The 19779-nt window shown below is 68.8% G+C and carries 7 protein-coding genes and 1 pseudogene; all 8 read left to right on the top strand.

Features of this window, described 5'->3' with window-relative positions:
* Positions 1 to 47: 47 nt before the first annotated feature.
* A complete protein-coding gene (locus tag C5F48_RS01715) occupies positions 48 to 12095 on the top strand; it encodes a calcium-binding protein (protein WP_107662180.1) in 12048 nt (4015 codons plus the stop codon).
* Between the two features lie 21 nt (positions 12096 to 12116).
* On the top strand, positions 12117 to 12425 hold the full coding sequence (locus C5F48_RS01710; RefSeq protein WP_211246086.1) for a DUF3467 domain-containing protein: 309 nt from the start codon (positions 12117 to 12119) through the stop codon (positions 12423 to 12425).
* Between the two features lie 112 nt (positions 12426 to 12537).
* Complete coding sequence (locus C5F48_RS01705) at positions 12538 to 14037, top strand: efflux RND transporter periplasmic adaptor subunit (RefSeq protein ID WP_107662179.1); 1500 nt, start codon at positions 12538 to 12540, stop codon at positions 14035 to 14037.
* Complete coding sequence (locus tag C5F48_RS01700) at positions 14010 to 16007, top strand: M50 family metallopeptidase (RefSeq protein ID WP_107662178.1); 1998 nt, start codon at positions 14010 to 14012, stop codon at positions 16005 to 16007. Before C5F48_RS01705 ends, C5F48_RS01700 begins: the two co-directional genes overlap by 28 nt.
* Positions 16008 to 16057: 50 nt before the next feature.
* Complete coding sequence (locus C5F48_RS01695; protein ID WP_170139652.1) at positions 16058 to 17521, top strand: TolC family protein; 1464 nt, start codon at positions 16058 to 16060, stop codon at positions 17519 to 17521.
* Positions 17508 to 18368: an efflux RND transporter periplasmic adaptor subunit gene (locus C5F48_RS01690; protein ID WP_107662176.1), complete on the top strand. Its 861-nt coding sequence runs from the start codon at positions 17508 to 17510 to the stop codon at positions 18366 to 18368. Before C5F48_RS01695 ends, C5F48_RS01690 begins: the two co-directional genes overlap by 14 nt.
* A gap of 1 nt (position 18369) precedes the next feature.
* A complete protein-coding gene (locus C5F48_RS01685; protein ID WP_107662175.1) occupies positions 18370 to 19473 on the top strand; it encodes a BamA/TamA family outer membrane protein in 1104 nt (367 codons plus the stop codon).
* An 87-nt stretch (positions 19474 to 19560) separates the two neighbouring features.
* Positions 19561 to 19779 (top strand): annotated as a pseudogene (locus C5F48_RS01680) (acetylornithine deacetylase); the annotation flags it as partial.

Raw genomic sequence — 19779 nt, 5'->3', positions numbered from 1 at the left:
CCCTGGCTGCGGAATTTCCCCTTCCATCGGCTCTGGAGAGCACCTCGATGACCAGCGGACTCACCTCGTCCTTTTCCGACCTCTCGGCAGCCTCCAAGCCGGTGACGCCTCTCGCTGGCAGCACTGCAGAGCCGGATTTCGTTCCGCTCGAGCCGCGGCTGCTGATGGACGCGACGCTGGGCTGGGATCTTGGCGGGGCCGACGATATCGCCTCACTGCTGGCGGGGGTGCATGACCTGATCGAGGCGCAGGTCGAAGGTTTCGACGACTTCCTCGAGCAGTTCGATGATCTCGCGACGGCGGCGCTCGGGGTGCTGGACGTGCTGACCGATGCGACCGACGCCGCGGCGCTGCCCGGCTTCGAGGAAATCGAGGAGATCGCTGACCGGCTGCGCAACACGATGGCGGCGCTGCGCGACAGCTCGACCCTGGCGATGGAGCTGCTGGGCATCGACACGGCGGATGATGCGGCGGCGGTCGACCTGGCGGCGAAGATCAACGAGGCCTTCGGCAGCGACATTGTCGGCGCGGCGGATATGGCCGAGACCTTCAGTCTGTCCGTCTTCACCAACAACACGCTGCAGACCAGCATCGACACTCTGGTGGACAAGATCGTCGCGGGCAATTCTTCCCTCGATGCCGAAGCGGTGCGGACCGCCATCACCACCGGCTCCGACACGCATTACGCCGAGGTGCTGAACGGCCAGTTCGGGGTCCTCTTGGAGGACATCACGCTCGGCGGGCAGACGCTGGTCAGCTTCACCCAGAACGCGGAGAACGGGAGCCGCGTCGACGTGGCGGTGAACCTGCCGACCTTCGGTTTCAACCTCGACTCGCTGCTCGAATGGGCCAGCGGCACCGGCGTGGCCCCCTTCGACCTGTCGGTCAGCTCTGATGCGACGCAGTTCCGCTTCCAGCTGGGCGGCGAGATCGCCCAGACCGATGCCGGCACCGAGATCCGGCTGCATGTCGACAATCTCGACTTCGACCCGCTGCTGCAATTCGGCGGCCAGTTCGACACCGGCGCGCTCGACGGCCCGGTGAACCTCGGCCTGCTGTCGCTCGGCCTCGACGCGGTGACGCTGGCGGAGTTCCGGGTCGTGATCAGCCACGCGGCGGATGAGGATCTCGGCGTCTCGATGATCATCGGCAATTCGCTGGACGTGCAGTCGCTTGCCAGTGGCGAGCTCGGCATCAGCACCCAGATCCAGGAGGTCGGCGGCGACGAGTTCATCCAGATCGCGACCGGCGAGGCCTATCAGCTGGCGGCGCTGCAACTCTCCGGCACGCTCGATCTCTTCGGCGCGATCAGCGGGCCCGGCGGGGCAGGGATGGCTTACGGGGTGAACCTCGCGCTGTCCTCGGTGCTGCTGGCCGATCTGCCCTCGGGTGCAACCCATGCCGAACGGATCTCCCGCTTCCTGTCCGACGCCTCGCTGGGCTTCGATGTCGATCTTTCCGAGTCGATCGAGGACGAGGCGCTGCGCGACCGGATGGAGAGCGCCATCGAGGGTCTGGCCGCGATGGGCATGGACCAGATCAGCCAGTTCCTCGCCGATATCGGCGACGTGCTGGGGGGCGTGCTGTCCAGCTCGCTGTTCAACGTCTCGATCCCCTTCACCGATGCCGAGCTCTCCTCGATCCTGGGCGAGATTTCCTCGGTCTTCACCTCGCTGGGCGACCTGTTCCACATCGACACCACGGCGCTCGGCTTCTCGGCCGAGTCGGGCTCGATGACCGAGCTCACCACCGATGTGACCGAACTGGCGACCCAGATCGATCTGGACGCGCTGGAAGGCGTCGCCAAGCTCGATTTCGTCGTGGTCACTGACAGCGGTCGCGAGACAGTCACTGTCACCCTCACCGGCAACTCCGTGCTCTCCAGCTCCACCGCCACGGACGCCGAGAAGACCGAGGCGCTGGCCGGGCTGATGAACGCGGCGCTGGCCGCCTACGGCTTCGCCGTCACCGCCTCGGGCCAGACGCTGCGCATCGGCTCCGGCGGCAGCAGCGCGCCGCAGAACGCGCTGGCCCTGGTCGGGGCCCGGCGCGAGAACGATACGGCGGTGGCGGATTTCGATTTCGCCACGCTCGGCTTCGACGAGGACCAGCTGACCGTCACCACCGGCGTCTTCTCGGAGGGCGAGGACGAGATCGCCGCTCTCAGCATGACCTCGGCCCAGACCCTCAGCTTCACCCCGGGCGACGACTTCGCCGACGCGATGATCGGCGTCGAGCAGATGATCTTCACCGCGGTGGTGGATGGCGAGACGATCCCGGTCACCGTGCTGAAGCCCGAGGACGGCTGGTACGGGTCGGATAACGAGCCGAACCTCGAGGGCATCCTCGCCGCCTTCGAGACGGCTCTGGAAGAGAGCGGCGTGCCGGTCGAGGTGAAGCTGGACGACGGCAGCTTCACCTTCTCGGCGGTTGGGCCGTCCGGCACGAGTCTGACCTTCGGCGCCGATCCGGAGAAGCTGACCCGCGCCTTCGACCTCGAGTCGCTGATGGAATGGGTGAACGTGCGCCTGGCCGAGACCGAGACGCTGGCCGGCGCCTCGCTGCAGCTGACCGAGGATGGCGCGCTGGTCTTCTCCTTCCCCGAGGTGTCGGTCGAGGGCGAGATCGAGGGCAACTTCGGCCTGTCCGACCTGGGGCTGGACGCGCTGTCCAACCTGTCGCTCTCGGTGCGGGTTCAGGCGGCGCTGTCGGCGAAGTTCGACGCCGCCGTGGGCATCGACCTCGTCGGCTTCGCCGCGGCGCTGACCGCGGGTTCCGACGCCGACAACGCAATCGACGCCCGGCGCGAGCTGGACGAGGCGGGGGACAGCGAGGAGACCGAGATCGCGCTGGGTCAGGCGCTGCTCGACAACATCTTCTTCGCCGATCTGGCGCTCGAGGCGCAGATTACCGGCAGCGCCACCAACATCACCGGCAGCGCCAATCTGGGCCTGATGTCGCTGAGCTTCGGCGCCGACAATGCGGCGCTGAACTTCCTCGAGATCGACACCCAGTTCGACTTCAGCATCATCGGCCGCGACGGCGACGGGGCCTTCTCGGAACGGGCGACGCTGCAGAACATCATCGACGCCTTCCTCTACGAGGACGCCGAGGGCAATCTCGACGTGACCCGCGGGCTGAACACTCTGGTCGGTCGCGCCGACCTGCAGGGCGGCATCGTCACCGACGGCAAGGGCGCGCTGCTCGACACCGACGGGGAAGCGACCACCGAGCGTGACGACCTGCGCCATGTCGACGCCGACGGCTACGAGCCGTCGGAAGGCGAGATCCTGTCGCAGCTCTACCTGCAGCTTGGCGACGTGAAGCTGAACGTCGTCGGCATCGAGGGTCTGAACGAGGGCATCATCGACGGCGTCGCTTTGACGATCGACGATCTGGCCCGGCCGCTCGACTCCGCCAACTACCGCCTGCTGGGCGAGGGCGTCGACGAGATCGAGGCGCTGGCCAGCCTCGGTGACGGCGACATCCTCGACAGTTTCGAGACCATCCTGAACCTCGTCAGCCTCGCCGGCGAGACGCTGAAGGAAAAGCTGCCCTTCCTCGACCAGAACATCCCGCTGCTGAACTTCTCGCTGCTCGACGCGGTTGATTTCGCCAAGGACCTCAGCGAGGAGATGAAGGCCCTGCGCGCCGATCCGCAATCGGGTCTGGCCAAGCTGGAGACCATGCTGGAAGGCGTCTTCGGCCAGGATACCGTCGATCTGGATTGGGACGCCGACAGCAAGACCCTCGGCTTCGGCCTGCGCTTCACCTTCCTCGAGGATTACGCCGAGCAGCTGCCGTTCAACTTCGATCTGGCCTCGCTGATCGGCGACCAGCTGGCGGCGATCGTCGGCGAGGATGCGGCCTCGATCCTGACCAATCTCGCCGACGTGAAGGGCGACGGCACGCTGGTCTTCGATCCCGACCTGACCATGAACTTCGTCTTCGGCATCGACCTGTCGAAGACCCTGCTCGACGCGCCCGAGCTGGCCAGCGGCGAAACCGCGCTGACCGATCTCGCCACCGTGGCCTCGCTGGTGGAATCGGCCGAAGGCGCGCATGACCTGCGCATCCGCTGGAAGGACGCCGACACCGGCGAAAGCCAGACGGTGAACATCGACATCGCCGGCGCGACCACGCTGGAAGAGCTGGTCACCAAGATCAACGACCAGCTGCAGACCGCCATCGGCGACCATGTCAGCTTCGGCTTCGACGCCGAGACCGGGCAGATCACCCTGGCCGACAGCAACACCGGGCTGATCCTGAGCGACGATGTCGAGGCGCTGTTCGGCGCCGAGGCGGCGGTGGCCGAGGTGGTCGAGGGCGAGACCGTCCTGACCCTGGCCGAGGGCTTCGAGGATTTTGCGGCGGGCTACAGCTTCCACCTCGCCTTCGGGCTGGATGGCGAGAGCCTCGGCGCCGGCGTCGACATCACCATCCCCGCCGAGGAAGGCCGCACCGCCGAAGGTTTCGTCGAGGCGCTGAACGCCGCCCTCAAGGCCGCCGACATCGACCGCAGCGAGATCTCCAGCCGCGCCGTCACCGGCTGGACCATGGCCGTCGGCCAGCTGATCACGGCCGAGCTGGTCGATGGCGTGATCCGTCTCGTCGGCAGCAACTTCGCCGAGAGCATCGGCGCCGACCCGGTGGTCTTCGGCGTCTCGGGCACCGACGGCGGCCATGCCGTCACCTTCGAGATCTTCGAGCTCGGCGGCTCCAACGCCGCGCGCCTGCTTGGCTTCGAGACGCTCGGAACGGTGCTGAACGGCTCGGCCAGCTCCTCCATCCTGCGCGAGTCGCAGGAGATCGGCGCGCCGCGGGTCTATCTCGACACCGAGAAATCCGGGCTGAAGCTGGAGTTCACCGCCGGCGCGCCGGATGGTCTGAACCTGAAGCTCGGCTTCGGGCCGATCTCGATCAACGTGGTGAACGGCACGGCAATGCTGAGCGCTGGCGCCGATTCCACCGATCCGGCGCATCTGGCGCTCGGCTTCAACGACATCGACGGCGACGAGCACGAGGGGCAGTACGACTTCGCCGACCTCGTCTCGCTGGTCACCGACACCGGCCGTTCGGTGCTCGACCTGTTCAACCTCGACGTGGCGATCGGCGTCGTCGTCGATCTGGCCTTCCAGGACAGCCTCGGCTTCCTGAACCCCGACGAGCACGGACTGACCTTCAGATCCGACCTGCTGACCACCGGCGGCGAGGTCAAGCTGAGCGGCGAGGTTCTCGACAGCTTCTCGGGCGACCTGATCAACCTCTGGAACGGCACGGGCCTCAAGGGCGAATTCGCGCTGGAGCTGCCCTCGATCTCCGATCTCACCGACTTCCTGTCGGACTTCAACATCCTGGCCTTCCTGAACGATCCGGCGGCGGTGCTCAACGGGCTCGACATGATCCTCGACCGGATGCAGCAGCTGTTCGACGAGTATCTCAAGACCATCGACCTGCCGGTGGTGGGCGACGCCATCGGCTCGGCCGTCACCTTCTTCACCGATTTCCGCTACGGCGTGCTGGCCGACGCGCGCGAGATCGCCAACACCCCCAAGGCCGACGGCACCCTGCCGACCACGGTCGACCTGCTGACCGGCTGGTTCAACGACAAGTTGAACGAGGTGTTCAACCCGGGCAATGAGCCGATCCAGTTCATCCAGGCAGCGCTCGACACCGAGGGCGGGCTGAGCGACAGCTACCTCTACGGCGCGATCAACTTCAGCGCGGTGATCTTCGACGAGTTCCTCGACATCGCCTTCGACCTCGGCCTGCCGGGCTTCGACCTGGCGGTGAAGGAAGGCTCCGGCATCCGCATCACCCTCGACTACAGCGTGAACATCGGCTTCGGCCTGAACAAGACTGGCTTCTTCCTCTTGAACGACACCGATGTGGAGGAGATCCGCATCGGCATCACCGCCGACGCCGGCACCTTCCAGGGCTCGGCCAAGCTGATGGGCGTGCTGGGCATCGACGTCGACGCGATCACCAAGGTCGAGGGCAGCTACATCGGCGACGGCACGGGCGAGGGCACGGCCGTGGTGACCGCCTCGCTGGGCGTCGATCTCTTCGGCGACCAAGGCCTCGCCATCATCGACCGCGACGGCACCGCGAACGGCGAGGAGATCGCCATCGATCTGGGCGACATCACCCCGGTGACCGGGACCGGGCTGGAGCTGTCCTACGAGAAGCTGGTCTACCTGACCCGGATGTCGGCCACCGGCCTCGTGGCCTTCACCTTCAACGCCAGCGTCGACATCCAGCTCGGCCTGACCGCCAACATCATCGACCCGACCAAGGACGGCAACACCCCGCTGCTGATCGGCGGCAAGCAGATCATCCCTTCGGTGAAGACCGAGCTGATCATCCTCGGCGGCTACACCTCGGCGGATGACGCGGGTTTCACCTTCACCAAGGTGGCCTTCGAGGATGTCCGGATCGACGCCAGCGTGATCTACGACGCGATCATCGCCCCGGTGCTCGACCCGATCATGTCCTTCATCGAGCCGCTGGTCGACATCTTCGCCTGGATGAACGAGGTGCCGTTCAGCTTCGTCGTCGACGCGCTATCCAAGGCCTTCCCGATCTTCGGCGTGGTCAGTTCGGTGCTGAAGACGGTGACCGACATCGCCAACTTCGTCTCCAAGCTGAACGCCACCGGCGGCCAGTTCGTCTTCGGCACCTTCGACTTCTCCAACTCCTTCGCGGGCGACGAGGCGACCGGCAAGCTCGACAGCTCCAGCGTCGTGATGGATTCCAGCAACTCCTCCAGCGCGGTGCTCGCCTCCAGCTCCACCGGCTCGACCTTCGGGGTCTTCGGCAGCCTGGCGAACGGCTTCGCGCTGGAACTGCCGCTCTTGACCGATCCCTTCTCGGCGATGAACATCCTCTTGGGCAAATACGATCAGGTCGATCTGGTGAAGGTCCACTTCACCCTGTTCAACCTGAACCTGCCCAAGACCGATTTCGTCGACCTGATCATGGACGAGATCGGTGCGCCGGGCTGGGTCAGCGGCGCCATCTCGCGCGCGCTGAAGTTCGAGCTGGGCGCCCATGCCTATGCCGGGCTATCGGCGGGCTATGACCTGTCGGGCATCGTGAACTTCGTCAACACGCTGGACCCCGAGCGGCTGCTGGACGGCGTCTTCCTCGACACCAAGCCCTTCATCGACGTCGGCTTCCAGGTCGACGCCGCGCTGAACCTCGGCATCGCCGGTCTGAACATCGGCGGCGGGGCCAATGTCTGGATGGGCTTCAACGACCCGAACGACGACGGCAAGCTGCGCTTCCCGGAACTGCTGGCGATCCTCGACGCGGGGGCCGAGGATCCGAGCAAGCTGCTCGGCTACCTCTTCGAGGGCGAATTCGGGATCAACTTCTACCTGTCGGTCTGGGCCGGCATCAAGCTCGGCTTCATCAACCTGACCTTCGACATCGACATCGTCGATCTTGACGTGAAGATCCCCTTCGGCGGTCTTCCCCTGCCGCCGCGGCTGTCACCCGAGGTGGACAACGGCGAAACCGCGGTGCTGGCCGTCGGCTCGAACATCGGCAACTCCATGTCCACCATGGACAAGGACGGCAACGACGTCATCACCCTGGACGGCCCGAACTCGCCGATCCAGATCAACCTCTCGAACGAGCAGGGCAAGCTGGCCGGCGACATGAACCAGAATGTCGGCGGGATCATCATCCCGGCGGGCAAGGGCAACAACACCGTCGACATGTCCGAACTCACCACCGACATCCCGATCGTGGTCTATACCGAGGACGGCAACGACACGATCAAGCTGCCCGACGACGGGTTGGTGGTGCTGTTCCTCGGCGACGGCGTGAACACCGTCACCGCCAATCCCGGGGCCAAGGGCACCTATGTGATCTTCGGCGGTTCCGGCGCCGACACGGTGGACATCCCCGGCGGCAATGTCGTCTTCTTCGGCGACGGCGATTACGGCATGCGCGACCTCTTCGTCGCGACCTTCGCCGACAAGGACCTGAGCAAGAGCGAGATCTGTTCGCTGCTCGGCATCACGACCGAAGGCCAGGTCGAAACGAGCGGCGCTGCCAAGGCCAGCTACGCCATCACCGACATCGACGGCAACGCACAGAAGGTCACCCTCGCGGGCTTCCTCGACGACTACACCCGTTCGACCCAGGCCAAGGCGAGCTCCACCGCCGACAGCATCACGACCGGCGCCGGCAACGGGCTGATCATGACCGGCTCGGGCAATGACAGGATCAAGGCCGGCGCGGGGTCCACCGGCGTGGTCAAGGTCTATGCCGGGGCGGGCGACGACGACGTCACCGTGGCCGGGGCGCAGGCCTTCATCGAGGGCGGCGCGGGCGCCGACATCCTGCGCACCGGCGCCATGTCCTCGGAAGTCTGGGGCTGGGGCAAGGCCACGGGCGAGAGCGGTCTGCTCGACCCCACATCCAGCCCGCAGGCGGCCAAGCTGAACCAGCTGGCGCAGCGCGACGGGGCCGACATCATCATCGGCGGGGCCGGCGACGACCGGATCTTCGGCCAGCTCGGCAATGACGTGATCGAGGGCGGCGCCGGCAATGACATGCTCTACGGCGGGCTCGGCATCGACATCGTCGGCGGCGGCACCTTCGACTTCACCTCGGTGAAGACCGGCGAGACGATCTCGATCGAGAGCTACGACAAGAACACCGGCTTCGGCCAGGCGGTGAACGTCAGCCTGCGCGACGCGGCCGACGGCAACGACGTCATCCGCGGCGGCGATGCCGACGACATCCTGATCGGCGGCGGCGGCGACGACACCCTGTACGGCGACCGCGGCAACGACGTGCTCTTGGGTGATTTCGCCCGCATCCGGCTCTCCGCCAACCTGGTGGCCGAGGATATCGAGACCGAGTTCGACGGCTCGGCGCACGCCGGCGGCGACACGCTGTTCGGCGGGGCGGGCGACGACGTGATGGTCGGCGGCGGCAACAACGGCAAGGTCGACACGATCACCGACCTCGAGGGCAGCAACGTCGTCATCGGCGACTTCGGCGGCGTGCGCGGCGCGCGGCTGAACGAGGCGGTGACCAGGCTCGAGACCTTCAGCAACGCCGCGGGCGGCGCCGACCTGATCTCCACCGGCGCGGGCAACGACCTGATCCTGGCGGGCGAGGGGGCGGACACCATCACCTCGGGAACCGGCGGCGACATCGTGCTGGGCGACCTCGGGACCATCGACTTGGTGAACGCCACGGTCACCGGCACGGCAAGCACGCTCGGGGGCGACGACAGCATCACCACGGGCAATGGCGACGGCGTCGATGTCACCACCCTGGTGATCGCCGGCTCCGGCAACGACCGGATCTCGGCGGTCGGCGATGGCGGGCTGATCCTTCTGGGCGACAACGGCGCGATGACGCTGGACAGCAAGGCGCTGCAGGAGCTGCGCGGCTACCGCGCGCCGGGGCAGGACGCGACGCCGGAGCAACTGGCAGAGGATGCGGCCACCCGCGCCAGGATCGACGGCATCGCCAAGCGGGTCGAGGCGGTGAATGCGCAGACCGACGGCAATGACACCGCCGTGGCCGGCCCGGGCGTGCTGCGCGCCGTGATGGGCGGCGGCGACGACCACGTCACGCTCGGCGGGCATGAGAACTACGTGCTCGGCGATGACGGGGTGATCGAGATCCTGTCGGGCGGCATGCGGGTCACGGCCGTCAAGGAAGCCAATGCCGGAAACGACACCGTGCTCGGTGGCGCTGTCCGCGACGTGATCGCGGGCGGGCAGGGCGATGACCGCATCGAGGGCGGCGAGGGCGACAACGTCATCCTCGGCGACGACGGCGTCATCGAACTGACGTTCCAGAACGACGGAACGGTGACCGCCGAACTGAGCGACGATGGCGTCAGCGGCGGCAAGGATGTGATCGTCACGGGCGATGGTCACAACCTCATCCTCGCCGGCCTCGGCAACGACACGGTCACCTCGGGCGAGGGTGATAACACGGTGCTGGGCGACGCGGGCAGGATGCAGGTGATCCGCGAGGCGGATGGGTCTGCGGAGTTCGATCTGCGCGATGACTCCGGGCTCGGCGGCAATGACGAGATCACCACCCGGAACGGCGACAACCTGATCCTCGCCGGCCTCGGCGACGACACGGTCACCTCGGGCGAGGGCGACAATGCGGTGTTGGGCGACGCGGGCGAGATGCAGGTGATCCGCAACGCGGATGGCTCTGTCGATGCTACCCTCCTCGGCAACGCCGACACGGGTGGGGATGACGTGATCACCACGCTCAACGGTGACAACCTGATCCTTGCCGGTCTGGGCAATGACCGCATCACCTCGGGCGACGGTCGGAACACGCTTCTGGGCGACAATGGCGTCATCGATCTGACCCGCAAGGCCGACGGCTCGCAGGTCGCCACCGCGCTGGACGAGGGTACGACTGGCGGCGATGACGTGATCCTGCTCGGCGATGGCGACAACCGCGTGCTCGCCGGTCTGGGCGACGATGCGGTGACCGTCGGCGACGGCGAGAACGTCATCCTCGCCGATCTCGGCGAGATCGGGGCGAACGAGGCCACCGGCGTCTGGCGGGCGACCGACGGCAATGACAGCGTCACCGGCGGGAACGGCCGCAACCGGGTGATCCTCAGCGGCGGCGACGATGTCGCGGTGCTGGGCGGCGGCGGCAACCGGGTGACCGGCGACGCCGGCTTCATCTCCTGGACCGGGCTCACCGCCTTCGAGGGCGAGGTCATCGAGACCCTGACCCCGGAGGAGGGCGGCGAGGACCACATCACCACCGGCTCCGGCGATGACGTGATCTTCGGCGGCACGGGCACCGACACGTTGCTGGCCACCGCCGGCGACGACGTGATCCTCGGCGATAACGGGCGCTACGTGGCCCCGCTGGACGGCGCGGTGGGCCGCGTCACCTCGCTGGTTGGCGAGCTTGCCGGCGACGACTGGATCGAGGCCGGTTCGGGCAACGACATCGTGCTGGCCGGCCAGGGCGACGACACGGTGGACGCGTGCAGCGGCGAGGACGTGGTCTTCGGCGACTCCGGCGAGGTCACCTTCGTCAACGCTACCGACATCGTCACGCTGGAAATGACCGACATCGAACGCGGCGGCGACGACCTGATCTACGCCGATGCGGAGGATCTCGGCGACGACATCCTGATGGGCCAGGCGGGTAATGACACGATCCGCGCCGGCGGCGGCGATGACGTGATCCTCGGCGACATCGCGCTCTTCACCTTCCTGCACCCGCATGACCGGCTTCCCGGCCAGTCGGCGGCGGACCGGATGCTGCGACTCGAAGCCACCCGGATCGACATCGGCGGCGACGACCTGATCTATGGCGGGATCGGCAATGACATCGCGGTGGCGGGCTTCGGCGCCGACCTGATGTATGGCGGCGACGGCCAGGACATCCTGATCGGCGACACCGCCATCATCACCCGCCGCTGGGTCGACGAGGCCAAGGGCGGCCTGACCGAATGGCTGACCATCGACACCAACTTCGCCTTCATCCAGGGCGGCTACGACCACATCCACGGCGAGGGCGACCATGACGTAATGGTCGGCAACCTCGGCCCCGACATGTTCTACGGCGACACCGCCGAGGATGCGATCTTCTCCGACGGCTACGCGGGCCTGTTCCGCGCCTGGCTGCCGCAGGGCTTCGAGGGCCGGGCCGAGAACGACCAGCGCTATCTCTACACATCGAACTTCGCCGGGGCCGGCGCGGTCGACGTGGTGTCGAACGCCCAGCAGAACGCCGCCATCGGCAACCCGCTGGACGCGGTGGAGGACGGCTCGCTCGGCAAGGTGCTGACCTTCCCCGGTCGCAACGCGCTGGACCCCGATCTCTGGCGGCGCACCATCGACATGCTGGACGAGCCGCGCATGCTGCGCGCCATGGCGCAGATGATCGCCATGGGCGCGGATTCCGAACTGCTGGCCGACAGCATGCTGTCCTCGCTGATCGAGGCCGGGCTGCTGTCGGGCGACACCGATCCGGTGATGCTGGAGCTGCTGATCGAGCGGCTGGCGAAGGTGCTGCACCAGCGCGCCCAGAACGACGCGGCGATGGGCGAACGGCCCCTCGCGGCAGAATGAAACTTGAAGGAAGGCTGACCCATGTCCGATACCCCCGCCGCCAAGTCTAAGCAGACCAGCACCATGAACGGCATGACCATCAACTGGCATGACGACAAGATGGAGAGCGTCTACGCCAACATCGGCACCGCCACGGCCAACCGCGAAGAGTTCTACCTGCTGTTCGGCACGCACCAGAACTGGCGCGGCTCGGCGGCCGAGAACAAGGAGGTCGACGTGAACCTGTCGACCCGCCTCGTGCTGAACCCCTTCGCAGCCAAGCGTTTCGCGGCGATCCTCGCCAGCTCGCTGAAGGCCTACGAAGACCAGTTCGGCAAGATCGAAATCTGAGCCGGAAGCGCCGTCCTTGCTCGATCAGGCCACATCCGTCTTCGTGACAGATGCGGGACAGACAGTCCTGCGCGTGTTGGGCGACCCCCCGTCGCCCGCCGATCGCGCAGCCATGGCCGATCTCTTGCAGGACAGGCCTGCCGCCCGGCGTTTCGGCGGCGGCATGGTGCTGTCGGTGCCGCTGCCGCCGGGCCGCTGGTGCCTGTGGCTGCTGCCGGCGGTGCCCTCGCTGACCGACCTCGCGCCGCTGCTCGGGCGGGCGCAGGCGCTCTCCGCCGGGCTGGCCGCGGCCGGCGGCAGCCGCAAGACGGCGCCCGATGCGGCGGCGCGGCTGGCCGGGCTGGCCGCGCGGCTGAAGGCCCCGCTGAAGCGGCCCGAGCCGCTGGTGCAGTTCCTGGGCGAGCAGCTGGTCGAGACCGGGCAGGCCAGCGGGCTGGCGGTCTTCACCCTGAAGGGCGCGAAGCCCGGCAAGCTCTGGAGCTCTGATGCGCGGCTGCGCCGGCACGCCGACCTCTTGCGCGGCTTCCTGCGGCTCGCTGCCGCCAGCGGCATGCCAAAGCGCTTCGAGCGTGACCCCGCCGCGGCGGAGGCCGATCCGGCGCAGCTCGAGGCCAGCCTGATCCTCGAGCGGTTCGGCGCCGCGTCGCTGACGCTGCAATGGCCCGCCACGCCCGGCGCCTATGGCGCGATCCTGTTCGACGCGCCGGAGCCACCGGAGGGTCTCGCCGCCGACCTGCCGGCTCTGATGCAGCTCATGCGCCCGCTGCGTCAGGCGGGCGAGGCTCCGGTGGCCCGCTGGTGGCGGCCCGCCGCCGCGGTGGCGGGGCTGGCGCTGGCGATCTTCCTGCTCTGGCCGGTGCCGCAGCGCATCACCCTCTCGGGCGTCGCGGTCCCGGCGCATTCCGTGGTGGCGGCGCTCGGCACCGATGCGACGCTGGAGGCGATGCTGGTCCGGGTCGGCGATCAGGTCACAGAGGGCCAGCCGGTCGCCCGCTTCCGCTCGCAATCCCTATCCGAGCAGCTGGCGCAGGAACAGCTGACCGTGGTGGTGGAAGAGCTGAACGCACAGGCGGCGATGGCGGAGAACGACTATGGCGCGGTGCAGCTGCACCAGAGCCGCCGCCAGATCGCCGAGGCCCGCGCCGCCGAGCTGCGCCGCCGGCTGGAAAAGCTGTTCCTCGCCGCCCCGGCGACCGGCCGCGTCATCTCGGCCATCGCGCAGAACACCATCGGCGCCGGCTTCACCGCCGGGCGCGACGTGGTGACGGTGCAGACCGACCATGACTTCCTCATGGTGCTGACCCTGTCCCGCGTCGACGCCCGCCGCCTCGTCGAGGGCGCGAAGGGCGAGGCGCTGTTTCGCGGCCTGACTGACGCCGACTACCCGGTGGAGATCCTCACCCCGCCGGTCCTCGTCCGCGACCCGCAGAGTGGCGACGAACGGCTGGAGGCCACCGCCCGCATCCTCGACGCCGACGACCGGCTGATGGCCGGACTCACCGGCTACGCCCGCATGCAAGGAGAGACGACGCCCCGGATACTGGGCCTGACCCACTACCTCATCGAATACGCAAGGATCACGGCATGGACCTACCTCGGCCTGCGCTGGTGAAGCAGATCGAGCTGCACCTTTCGGTCGAGGGTCGAGGGTTCAGCTATCTGCTTTGCGACCGCGTCAGCGGCCAGATCCTGCGGCTCAGCCGGCAGGCGGCGCTGGCCTATCGCGGTTTCGCCGGCGCGGCGCTGGGCGACGCCGCGGCGCGCGACCGGCTGAGCCAGGAGGACGCCAAGCGCGGCTTCACCGCCCTGGCCTGGCTGCGGCAGATGCGCGACGGGGCGCGCTTCACGAAAAAGCGCTTCAACCCGCTGCAGATGCAGATCCCGCTGCTCGACGCCAGCCGGCTGCAGCCGCCGCTCGAAGGCCTCGCCCGGCGCTGCTTCGGCTGGCCCGGGGCGGCGACGCTGGTGCTGCTGGCGCTGGTGGTGCTGGTGCTCGGCATCCGCAACGACTGGGCCATCATGGTCGAGTTCCGCGATGTCTTCTCGGTCGAGGCGCTGCTGACCTTCGGCCTCGTCTCGCCTTTCCTGAAGCTGATCCACGAGACCGGGCACCTGCTGGCCGCGACCCGCTGCGGCGTGCGGCTGCGCAAGGCCGGGCTGAACCTGATCGGGCTCTACCCGATCCCCTATGTCGACTGTTCCGAGGCCGATCTGGTGGCGACGCGCGGCCAGCGCATCCTGATCTCGGCGGCGGGCATCCTCACCGACATCGCCGTCGGGCTCACGCTGTTCATCTGCTGGCACCTGACCGACGGGGCCGAACTGCGCCAGGTGCTGGGCCGGGCCTTCGTCTTCTCGGTGTTCAGCTCTATCGTGTTCAACGCCAACCCGCTGATGCGGATGGACGGCTATTTCATCCTCGCCGACGTGCTGGGCCACCGCAACCTCGGCACCGACGCCACCGCTTCGCTGCGCCGGCTCTGGCGCTCGGGGCTGGGGCTGACCGCGCAGCCGCCGCGCTTCCGGCTCCGCACCGAGATGGTGCTGGCGCTCTACGGCCTCGCCTCGATGATCTACCGCTGGTTCATCCTGGCGACGCTGGTCTGGAACCTCCTGCCGCGTTATCTCGGCGTCGGGCTGATCGTCGGTGCCTGGGGCGGCTGGCTGATGTTCGTCGGGCCGCTGTTGCAGAAGGTCCGCGCCGTGCCGCCGCCGGGGCCCGAGGCCGCGCCGGTCGAGGGCAAGCCGCGCCGCCGGGCCTTTGCCGCGCTGGCCGGGCTGGCGCTGGTCGGGCTGGCCTTCGTGCCGCTGTCGCCGGTGACGGTGATCGACATGGCCCCCGACACGCTGGCCACCTATTCCGTCACCGTCGACCGGCCGGGCGCCGTGCTGCGCGCCGCCGCGCCCGATGCGCGGGTCGAGGCCGGGCAGCCGCTGCTGGCGCTGGAGAACGCCGATATCGCCTCGCGCCTCGCCCTGGCCGAGCTGCGCCGGGCCGAGGCCGATCTCGCCCGCCGGATCGACACCGCCGTCGGCGCCGCCGGCGCGCAGCGCGGGGCCGAGCAGGTCGCCACCGCCGAGGCGCAGCTGGCGCTGGCCCGGGCCGACGCCGCGGCGCTGCAGATCGCGGCGTCCGCCGCTGGCCGCTTCACCCTGACCCGGGTGCTGCATCCGGGCGAGTACCTCGCCGCCGGGGCGGTGATCGGCCAGTTCCTGCCCGAGGCGGAGCAGACGGTGCTGGTCGGGGCCTTCCCCGAAAGCCGGGTGCAGCATTTCGACCGCGGTCTGAGCGACATCACCCTGCGGGTCGGCGGGCGCTACCTGCCGGTAGCTACCGACCGCGCGCGGCTGGCCGAGGAGGTCCGCACCGACGCCGAGGCGGCGACGGCGCAGCGCAGCTTCACCCTGCGGCTCGCCTTCGACGCCTCGCCCGCCGGCTTCGGGCCGGGCGGGGCGCAGGCCCGCATCGCCTTCGCGCCGATCCCGGTCTGGCGGCATGCCGCCGGCTGGGTCGCCGCCAAGATCGCGCAATTCAGAGACGCCGAGATCGCCGAACGGCAGCAACGGCTGGAAAACACCTAGGGCAAAAGCCCCACGGAGAGGGACGGAAGATGTACAGAAGGACGATATCCTTGCTCGCGGTCGGCGCCTGCCTTGGTCTTGCCGGCTGCGACGGCATGTCGAACAAGGCGACGCCGGAGCGGCTGGGCAAGCTGGTCGACAACGGCCTGCCGGAAGACACCCGCGCCAAGGCCGACGAGCGTTTCGACAAGACCATGTCGCGCGCCAATTCGATCGCCGGGCTGAACGAGGCGCTCGGCGGCGACGCCGTCGGCAACGCCGCGCCGCGGCCGCTGGGCGAACTGCTGCGCGCCGCGCTGGAGCACAACCCCGACATCGGCCGCGCCGCGCAGGACATCAACCGCGCTGACGCCCAGCGGATGCGGGCGATCTTCGGCTACCTGCCGCAGATCAGCGCCAACTATGTCTCCAGCACCGTAGAGACCACGGTGGTCGCCTCCGACAACGGCGTCTTCGAGAAAGGTACCGCCACCTATCCGGTGACGACCCTGACGCTGGAGCTGAAGCAGCCGCTGATCGACATGAGCCGGGTCTACGGCATCCAGCTCGGCCGGACGGCGCGGACCGCCTCGGAGGCGCGCTACATCGCCTCGGTGCAGAAGGCGCTCTACGAGACCTTCGACGCCTATCTGCTGGCCAGCCAGAGCAAGATGAAGATGGACGAGCTCGGCCGTCGCAGCGCCAGCCTGCGCGCCCAGGCCGGCGCCGAGGCCTCGCTCTCGGAGTCGGGTCTCGCCAACGAGACCTCGCGCCGCTCCATCCTGTCGGAACAGGCCCAGGCCGAGAGCGACCGGGCGATCGAGACCACCCGCTATGTCGAGGCGCTGAGCCGGCTCGCCTATCTGACCGGCACCGCCATCTCCGACGTGCAGCCGGTCGCCGTGCCGAACGGCGTGCTCGGCACCGAGCAGCGGCTGAGCCCGGAGGCCGCCAAGGAGGCGGCGCGGCGCAACAACGCCGAACTCCTCACCATCGCCATGTCGGTGGTTCAGGCCGACCTGACCCGCAAGCAGGCCATCGCCGCCGACTTCGCCCCGGTGGTCGACCTCTTCATGCGGATGGAGACCGAGACCCGCGAGGGCAGCCGCTTCGGCGGCGGCTCCGAGACCGAGGAGACGACGACCGGCGTGCGGCTGACGCTGCCGATCTTCAACGCCCGCGGCGACGGTCTTCGGACGCTGGACGCCAACGTCGACCTGCGCGCCTCGATCGTCGATTTCCACGCCACCCGCCGCCAGGTCGACACCGAGACGCTGATGACGCTGGAGCGGATGAAACAGCTCTCCAGCGCCATCGGGCGGCTGTCGCAGGCCTACAACTCGGCCAATGCCAACGTCAGAACCGAGCGTGACCGGCTGGAAACCGGCGAGTCGAACAACCTGATCCTCGCCGCGCGCGAGCGGCAGGCGGGCGAGTTCAAGATGGAGCTGGAGGTCCAGCGCATCGAATACCTGCGCGCCTGGGTCCGGCTGCAATTCCTGACCGGGGCGATGAGCAAGAATGTCCTGGGCTGACTGCGCCCTGCCGCTGGTGCTGCTCTGGCCTGCCTGCGCCCTGGCGCAGCAGGCCCCGACGCCTTATGCGCCGTCCCCCTATGCCCAGCAGCCTTGGGCAGGGGCCGAGATGCCGGTCTCCTGCGCCGTGCGCGCCTCGCGCGAGGTGAAGGTCGCGCCGCCGGTCAGCGGCGTGATCGAGACGGTGGAGGTGCGGCCGGGCCAGCAGGTGGCGGCGGGCGACGTTCTGGTGCGTTTCGACGCGGCGCTCGGCCGGGCCGAGCTGGCGTTGGCCGAGGCCCGCGCCGCCGATGCCTCGGCGCGCGACTCGGCCGCGACCCGCGTCGCCGCGCTGCAGGTGCGGCTGGCGCGGCTGGAGCGGGCGCTGAAGAGCCGGGCCATCTCGGAATCCGAGGTGGAGACCGCGCGGCTCGATCTGGACAGCGCGCGCGGCGATCTGGCCCGGGCCGAGGCGGAACTGCATCTGGCGGCGCTGGAGGCCGATCGGGTGCGGCTGGGGGTGGAGCGCTCGGTCGTGCGCAGCCCGGTGGCCGGCACCGTGGCCGAGGCGCTGATCGACCCGGGCGAGGCGCCCGACGCCCAGCAGCCGATCGCCACCATCACCGTCACCGATCCCTTGCGGGTCGAGGCCTATGTGCCCGCCGCCGAGGTGCCGGCCTTCATCGCGGCCAGCGATTTCCGCGCCCGGATCGGCGGCGCCGAGCATGGGCTCGATTTCGACTATGCCGCCCCGCTGGCCGATGTCTCGTCCAGCACGATCTCGGTTTTCTTCACGCTTCAAGCGCCCGGCCTGCTGCCCGGCCTCGACTGCGTGATCGTCGCGCCCTCGCGCGTTACAGGAGAATGACATGACCGCCGTTTCCCATCCGCTGGTTCTCGCCGCCGCGATGCTGTCCCTCGCCGGCGCCGCCGAGGCGCAGCAGGGCGGCCAGACCGAGCTCACCGCCGGGGCCGCCTATTCCTCGACCCGCGGCGCCATCGGCAGCATCGGGCTGGAGGGGACCAACATCCTGAACAGCGGCGTCGACCTCGGCCTGGAGTTCCGCCAGGGCGACGAGGGCAAGGACGCCCGGCTGCGGCTGCGCTACACCCACGAGCTCGGCGACACCCGGCTCGGCTCGGACACCCGGCTGATCTTCTCGGCGAGCCACAGCGAAAGCGACTGGGACGACGACAGCTTCTCCTCCTCGCGCAGCCGGCTCTCGGCGGCGCTGGCTGCCGATGTCGCGCCGCGGCTCTCGCTGCAGGGCGGGCTGTTCTGGCAGCATGACGAGATCGACGACATCCGCGAGGAAACCTCGCCGCTGATCCTCGACGAGCAGGGCAGCAGCGACGCGGCGGGGATCGAGCTTTCGGCCCGTTTCGGCCAGATCGACCGCCGCCAGCTGCCGACGCATGGCGAGGTGCTGGACCTGACCTATACCGCCAGCCTCGGCGGCGACCGGCGCTTCCAGGGACTCGAGGTCAGCGGTCTCTGGGCGCGCAGCCCGGCGGCGGGCTGGGTGATCAGCGCCGGCTTCGGGGCAGGGGCCATCGAGGCCAAGGGCGACGGGCCGCTGTCGATCCACGACCGCGCTTTCCTCGGCGGCCGCGCCCCGCGCGGCTACGGCATCGGCGGCGTCGGGCCGCGCGACTATGTCGAGGACAGCTACGACACCGCGCTCGGCGGCCAGCGCTATGCCCTCGGCAGCGTCGAGCTGCGCCGGGACATCGCGCCGCAATTCTCGGTCGGGGCCTTCGTCGACGCGGGCTCGGTCTGGAAGCTCGACGGCCCGCCGGTCGGCGGCAGCGGGGTGATCGACGACAGCTACGACCTGCGCAGCGCCGCGGGGCTCGCGCTCTACTGGACCAGCCCGCTCGGCACGCTGAACCTGAACGTGGCGGCGCCGATCGACCACCGCGAGCATGACGACCTCAGCCGCATCTCGCTGAACCTGCTGTCCAGCTTCTGACCGGGCGAGGCCGGGGGAAGGCGACCCCCGGCCCTTGACCTTCCCGGACGCCCCGGCCACGCTGCGGGCTGCATCAGGAGACCGCACATGCCCACCGTCCTCACGCCCCGGCAGATCCTCGACCGTCTGGTGGCCTTCCCGACCGTCAGCCGCGACAGCAACCTCGCGCTGGTCGACTGGGTGGAGGAATATCTCGAGGGTTTCGGCATCACCGCCCATAGGGTCTGGAACGCCGAGCGGACCAAGGCCGCGCTCTACGCCCATGTCGGGCCCGAGGTCGCGGGCGGGGTGATCCTGTCGGGCCAC

It is taken from the genome of Cereibacter changlensis JA139 (genome assembly GCF_003034985.1).
Taxonomy (GTDB): Bacteria; Pseudomonadota; Alphaproteobacteria; order Rhodobacterales; family Rhodobacteraceae; genus Cereibacter; species Cereibacter changlensis.
This window is presented reverse-complemented; position numbering and strand designations above follow the sequence as displayed.

Excerpts from the sequence above, each read along its gene's own strand:
- C5F48_RS01715 (WP_107662180.1), top strand. The coding sequence starts at position 48 with ATGACCAGCGGACTCACCTCGTCCTTTTCCGACCTCTCGGCAGCCTCC.
- C5F48_RS01710 (WP_211246086.1), top strand. The coding sequence starts at position 12,117 with ATGTCCGATACCCCCGCCGCCAAGTCTAAGCAGACCAGCACCATGAAC.
- C5F48_RS01705 (WP_107662179.1), top strand. The coding sequence starts at position 12,538 with ATGGCCGATCTCTTGCAGGACAGGCCTGCCGCCCGGCGTTTCGGCGGC.
- C5F48_RS01700 (WP_107662178.1), top strand. The coding sequence starts at position 14,010 with ATGGACCTACCTCGGCCTGCGCTGGTGAAGCAGATCGAGCTGCACCTT.
- C5F48_RS01690 (WP_107662176.1), top strand. The coding sequence starts at position 17,508 with ATGTCCTGGGCTGACTGCGCCCTGCCGCTGGTGCTGCTCTGGCCTGCC.
- C5F48_RS01685 (WP_107662175.1), top strand. The coding sequence starts at position 18,370 with ATGACCGCCGTTTCCCATCCGCTGGTTCTCGCCGCCGCGATGCTGTCC.